Source organism: Acinetobacter stercoris (assembly GCF_900323515.1).
GTDB lineage: Bacteria > Pseudomonadota > Gammaproteobacteria > Pseudomonadales > Moraxellaceae > Acinetobacter > Acinetobacter stercoris.
On sequence record NZ_OOGT01000218.1, the window covers coordinates 1 to 6,352 of the forward strand.

At 40.8% G+C, this 6,352-nt stretch carries 4 protein-coding genes; 1 reads left to right on the top strand and 3 read right to left on the bottom strand.

What is annotated here, in order from left to right:
* The first annotated feature begins 106 nt into the window (after nucleotides 1–106).
* On the top strand, nucleotides 107–1,198 hold the full coding sequence (locus KPC_RS16855) for an LLM class flavin-dependent oxidoreductase (RefSeq protein ID WP_121975510.1): 1,092 nt from the start codon (nucleotides 107–109) through the stop codon (nucleotides 1,196–1,198).
* A gap of 49 nt (nucleotides 1,199–1,247) precedes the next feature.
* On the opposite strand, the gene KPC_RS16860 is transcribed toward KPC_RS16855, so the two are convergent.
* Genes KPC_RS16860 through KPC_RS16870 form a run of 3 tightly spaced genes read right to left on the bottom strand, consistent with a single transcriptional unit; the run spans nucleotide 1,248 to nucleotide 6,296 of the window.
* The gene (locus tag KPC_RS16860; RefSeq protein WP_228212306.1) at nucleotides 1,248–2,459 is read right to left on the bottom strand and encodes a lipase family protein; all 1,212 of its coding nucleotides are present in this window, start codon (nucleotides 2,457–2,459) and stop codon (nucleotides 1,248–1,250) included.
* A gap of 60 nt (nucleotides 2,460–2,519) precedes the next feature.
* Nucleotides 2,520–3,773 carry a lipase family protein gene (locus tag KPC_RS16865; protein ID WP_121975512.1) on the bottom strand — a complete coding sequence of 418 codons (1,254 nt, stop codon included), beginning with the start codon at nucleotides 3,771–3,773 and terminating at the stop codon, nucleotides 2,520–2,522.
* An 18-nt stretch (nucleotides 3,774–3,791) separates the two neighbouring features.
* Nucleotides 3,792–6,296, bottom strand: coding sequence for a TonB-dependent receptor plug domain-containing protein (locus KPC_RS16870; protein ID WP_121975513.1), 2,505 nt, complete (start codon nucleotides 6,294–6,296; stop codon nucleotides 3,792–3,794).
* Between the last annotated feature and the right edge of the window lie 56 nt (nucleotides 6,297–6,352).

Here is a 6,352-nt window from a genome sequence, read left to right on the forward strand (position 1 = left end):
ATCAAACATAATCTGATTATTTTTAATTTTACATCATTGTTTTAAATCATATTTAATTTTGGCATTTTAATTGCTCAACTTATTTTTTGATTACCAGAGTTTAATTATGAGCATTGAATTTGTCGGTATGGTTTTTCCAAATCAATGGTCGGAAACAAAAACTACCCGTATCTTTGATAAAATTGACCTTGATTATTTAAAGTATCATGCCCGAGCACATGAATATGCGGGTTTTGACAAAGTCCTCATCGCTAGTGGTCCCAATAGCCCAGATAGTACCCAGCTTGCTGCTTTCTTGGCACAACATACTGAAAAATTGGGATTTATGATTGCTCATCGACCAGGATTATTGACACCTAATCTGGCTGCACGTTCTTTTGCGACCCTTGATCATACATCTGGTGGCGGGCGCATACGCATTCATGCAATCACTGGGATCACAGCTGAACCACAAGAAGGTGATTATATTGTAGATAAAGTCCAACGTTATGAGCGTACAGGTGAGTATTTAGAAATTATTAAAACACTCTGGTCTAGTGATCAACCAATTGATTATGAAGGTAAATATTTTAATATTAAAAATGCATTTTGTCCTCTAAAACCAGTCAATGGTTCTTCTATCCCGATCTCTTTTGGTGGCTCATCCGATGTTGCTTATGATATTGCTGTCCGTCATGCAGATCTTTATGCACTGTGGGGTGAACCTCTCTCAGGAGTTAAAGAACAAATCAGCAAATTAAAAAATGCTGCTGAAAAAGCCAATAGACCGCAACCTGAAGTTAGTCTTTCAGTACGTCTCATTATTGGTGCAACTGAAGAACTTGCTTGGCAAAGAGCCGAAAAAATATTATCTGATATTCAAAAAAATCCACTTTTTCAAAATAATAGTAGCGTCACTGGTCATCAGATCAAAAGTACAGGTTCACAGCGCCTGTTAGCTGCTGCACAACAAGCTGACCATCATGACAAAGCATTATGGATGCCTACTGCAACTGCTGTTGGCGCATATGGTGATACTACAGCACTTGTGGGAACACCTGATACGATTATTGAGTCCTTATTGAATTATGTTGATCTGGGAGTAACAACGTTCCTAAATCGTGGTTATGACCCAGTCTATGATACTGTGGACTATGGACGCTATATTATTCCAACAGTTCGAGAGGAAGCAGCTAAACGTAAAAAAAGAGTCGCTTAATTTCAAAATCTAAAAAGCTCCTTTGATCGTCATCAAAGGAGCTTTTTTATTATTGGATGACAGGATTACAAATTGCTTGTATTTTTTGCCCGTCAATAACATTTTTAGCAAAAGGAATAGAATCTTTTAGCGAAGCATTTACTGTCTCACTATGCCCCAGTCCGTGATAAAGATGTCCTTCTACTACAGTTCCTGCTTTACATGCATCTGCAACCAATTTCATTTGCGAACGTGCATCTGGTGTCCGGTCATTCGCACCTGTTCCTATAAACACAGGGAAATTTATTTTCAGTGTCGGATAGTAACCATATGCTTTGGTTTGTTCTGCCTGCAAAGTCTTGTAAATAGGCGCTTGATCAGCTTTATATGCACGCGCAGCCGTGATACCAGACAGCTCAATATCAGCCATAAAACTGGATAAACAGGCATTCCGCCCCTGTTCAACCAAAGGGGCTGCTTCTGCTGTAAATACATCTTCGACCTTCAGCTCTGGAGCTAGGTTCTGCGTGGCTAAAAAGCTATATATGCCGTATGCAAGTGCTGGATTAACCACATGCGGATTCATCCGAATCAGGTTTTGCTCTGTTTCTGCTTGAGGATATCTGTAAATCACTCCAGTTCCCACAGCACCTTTTATATTTAGATCAGGTGCATATGTTGCGGAATATGAAGCAGCCGAAATTGCACCTGCCCCTCCCTGTGACTGCCCAACGATAACAAACTTATTAGCTAACGGTAATTTGCTCTGTAATGCCGATCTTCCACTATCTAATACACTATAAGCCAGCATCGGGTTATTCAACAATAAATGTGGCCCAGCAACTCCAAGCCCTTCATAATCTGTTGCAACAACTGCAAAACCTGCTTTTAACCAGCTATTTAAATATTGCACATCTCGATATGAGCGTCCATTCCATGACGGAGCACAGGCATCTGCCAGTCCAACTGTTCCATGCGCCCATAATACGACTGGCCAGCCACCTTTTGGCGGAGTACCTTTTGGCAAATGAATACTACCTGAAACAACAATCGGTGTTTTACTATCCTTGCCACTGGTTGATGAATATAAAATACGAATGGCCTGGCTATCATTATCCAAGCGGATATAAGGACTGGTAATATTTTCTGTTTTGAGTAATTTTCCAGGTTTATCTGGAATCTGTTCCGTCCATGTATAGAATGATGAAACCCGACCATCACCATATTTTTCCTGAGGTTCAGGGGCTAATGCAGCATACGTCAAACTAGAACAAACTGTCATCGAACCAAACAGCGAAATAGCTAAAGTTTGAGCAAGATTTTTCATTTTCATAAACATCTCTTATTTAAAATTAATTGAACATACATGGGGAATTGGCTCATCATTGAGCGCTTGCTGTGCAAAGAGGATTGCATCTGGAAAAGACCTGGGCACAGCTTCACTATGCCCATGACCGTGATATAAATGTGCTTGAACACGCGTACCTTGTTGACAAGCATCTTTGACAAGAGCCATTTGGCTACGTGCATCAGGGGTTTTGTCCTCTGCACCAGTACCAATAAAGACAGGATGCGCAATTTTTAAAGTTGGGTAATGCCCGTATTTCTGATTAAATTGACGTTGTAAATTGAGATATTTTTCGGATGGTTTATCTAATAAAGCATCTGCAAAGCTTAACTTCTCAAAAGCAACGTCAGAGAAAATTTGTGGAATACACTGTGAGCGTTCATGCTCAACTAAAGGAATTGCTTTTGTTTTGAATACTTCTGAAACCTTCAAGGTTGGATCATATTGTTGCAAGACATAGAATTTTAAAATTTGATACGCCAAAGCAGGGTTTGGAATATTTGGATTTGCCTGAACCAATGTCGGTGCTTGATTCTGTCTGGATTGGTAAATTACACCAGTTGCAATTGTTCCCTTAATATTAAGATCTGGTGCATAACTTGCTGCATATGATGCAGCACCAAACGCAGCAGCTCCGCCTTGCGACTGCCCTGCAATAATAATTTTATTTGCGATCTGATGATTTGATTTGAGTGCAGCACGTGCGCTATCCAGAACATTATAGGAAAGCTGCGGAATATTGATTAACCAATGTGGTCCAGCAACACCTAAACCCTGATAATCAGCTTCTACAATAGCAAAACCCTTTTTTAACCATTGATTTAGATAATCTGCATTTCGATAAACACGCCCTGCCCATGACGGCGCACACTGATCTGCCATACCAACAGAACCATGCCCCCAGACCATTAAAGGCCATCCACCCGCAGGAGGGTTACCTTTGGGGATAAATAAAGAACCTGAAACAATGCGAGGTGAATGACCATCCATCCCATCAGTAGACGTAAATAAAATACGGTACTGTTGATCAGCCTGAGCTAAACGAATCCTTTCTTCTAAAGGCTCACTTCGTAATAACAGACCTGCTTGAAATGGTACTTTCTCATTCCACTGATAAAAAGCAGAAAGAGTCCGGTCTCCATATAATGCACTGGCTGCAGGATATTCAGTAACAGCAGGCAAAGCATGTGCTTGCTGGATGGATAAAGTGATTATGCCAAAGGCAAAGCGTTTAAATATATTGTGCATGCTCGACATCCCGATCATTTAAAAGTCGTGACTTGCACGGGCATATAAATAGGTGCCGTAAGTGCCTTCTGGCGAATTTAAGGTGTACTTGACCACACCATAAGGAGCTGCAGAAACAGTTTGATCCGGGAAACTATTAAATAGATTCACTGCACCAATATTAAATTTTAGCCCTTTAACAAAACGGTCAGCTTTATACCCAATGTCAAGATCAGCCACCCATTGTTCACCAAATGTTTGGTCTAAAGAGGGATCGGTATTATTTAAAATTTTCCATTTTCCATAGCGGCGTACAGCTGTATTGACACTCCAATCTCCCAGATTCCATAACAGTCCTGTAGTCACTTTACTGGTAGGTGCGGCAGATTCAATCAGACTTCGGGTATTGCGCCCTGCAATTAACGAAGATGAAATCACCTGACCTTTCGAGGTAACAGCGTTACGGACTTTGGTAATTTCATTATCATTACCAGCAATCGCAAGATTGAGTTTTAATATGCCATATTGCTGTAAATCAAGATCATGCTTTAGAGAAAACTCTGCACCACGTGTACGCGTATCTAACAGGTTATTAAAAAAGGCGACGTTATTAATTTTTGAATATTCAGTCCCCTGAAAAGTATTGCTGACAATACTGCCTGTAATGTTATCGGATAATAAGATTCGATCATGGATATCAATCTGATAAGCATCCAAAGTTAAAGAGGTCTGTTTTGCCGGTTTCCATACCAAACCAAGCGAATAATTGGTGGATTTTTCAGGTTTAAGCTCACCACCACCAAGTAATTTGGCTGCTTCACTTCCCGCAATTAATGTTCGCTGTTGTACATCCTGCCAAACACCATTGATATCTACAGTCTGGACACTATATGTAGAATAGCCAAGCTGGGTTAAAGATGGTGCTCGATAACCCGTGCTTGCAGAACCACGTAGGCTAAACTCTGGGTTAAAGTCATATTTTAGTGTGAGCTTGCCATTTGTCGTTGTACCAAAATCTGAATATTTCTCGCTGCGCAGTGCCACCCCAACATTCAGGCTTTTGATGACATCTGCTTCAGCATCTATATATGCACCGTATACATCGCGGTTAATTTTACGAGAATCTTCATTGGTAATTCCTGCATAAATAGGGGGGACACCTACACCAGAAACGGGGCTTGGGTTATAAAAAGGTCCTCTGGTATAGGCAATAGGATTGCCTGCAACCTGTTGATATTCTTCCCAGCGATAGAGTGCTCCAGCCGAAAAAATTATAGGGCTATACAACCATGAGGTCGAAAAATTACGACTGTAGTCAATCCCAGTATTGAGCTGAGAAAAAATATTATCACCAAGTGAATAGCCAGACTGTGAATCAGGGCCATAACTTGGATTAATACCATTCCCCTGATCTGTATGAACTTTATTGCGTCCATAAGTCGCAAAAGCATCAACTTTACCTGTTTTTTGATCACCAGCTTTAGCACCAATGGTCAGTGCAAAATCATCTATCGTGACAATGCTCAACGGAACGCGACCATCAGGATAACGATCTTTAAAATACTCAGATTGATTTAATAAACCGGGTGTCGATGGTGGCTCATAAAAATTTTCACCAAACGCCTTACGGTGACCATAGGTTCCAAAACTATATAATGCGATCGCATCATTCAGTGGCAGGTCTGCGTTATAACTCAAGTTGATCTGGTCTTTGACTTCTGGCGAACCGAAGTTCCATTTTCGATAAGGTGTATTATGTTCCTGATATTTACTTTTGGGATTAGGCTTCGATCCATAAAAAACACGAGTATCGGGATTAGTAATCGAAATCGTATCCTTTTTCCCTACATCCAGAGCTAAAGTCAAACTGCCATCATTGGGAAGCTTTATCCCTTTCCATGCATTCAGTTTATGCTGCTCACCATCTCCCTGAGAGTAAATACCTGCCTGATAACTTATACCTCCTCCCTGATCTTTGGATTTCAGGATAATATTGACAACTCCTGCTATCGCATCAGAACCAAACTGGGCTGCAGCACCATCACGTAAAATCTCTACACGCTCTACCGCACTGATCGGAATCAGACTCAAATCAGTCCCGGCTGAACCTCGCGCCCCCGCAAAAGTCTGACGGGTAAAATAAGCTGAAGTGTGACGGCGCTTACCATTGATCAAGATCAACGTTTGTTCAGAGTTTAGACCTCGTAATGCAATACCTGCACCAATAGACGCTGAAAAACCTCCACCAGGCGATGTAGGTAAAGTGGCTGACGAAGATAATTTCGCAAGTGCTTTGGATAAATCACTTTCACCTGTTTCGAGCAGATCAGTAGTCGAGACAATATCGACTGGTGCTGATGCCTCGAGCGCACTTTTAATATTTTTTCTGGAACCAGTAACCACTACAGACTGTAGGGTAATGGCATCATCCTTTACAGACTGTTTTGCTATTTCTCGTGCATTTGCCAAAGTGATCGATGTGGTTAAAACACTTAAACCAAATATTGATGTTTTAAAAAGTACTGGATGGGTTATTAAATTCATATTTATTTCCCTAAAAATTTCTAATCTTTAGAGCAAAGCTAATGCCATATTTTTTA

Excerpts from the sequence above, each read along its gene's own strand:
- KPC_RS16865 (WP_121975512.1), bottom strand. The coding sequence starts at position 3,773 with ATGCACAATATATTTAAACGCTTTGCCTTTGGCATAATCACTTTATCC.
- KPC_RS16870 (WP_121975513.1), bottom strand. The coding sequence starts at position 6,296 with ATGAATTTAATAACCCATCCAGTACTTTTTAAAACATCAATATTTGGT.
- KPC_RS16855 (WP_121975510.1), top strand. The coding sequence starts at position 107 with ATGAGCATTGAATTTGTCGGTATGGTTTTTCCAAATCAATGGTCGGAA.
- KPC_RS16860 (WP_228212306.1), bottom strand. The coding sequence starts at position 2,459 with ATGACAGTTTGTTCTAGTTTGACGTATGCTGCATTAGCCCCTGAACCT.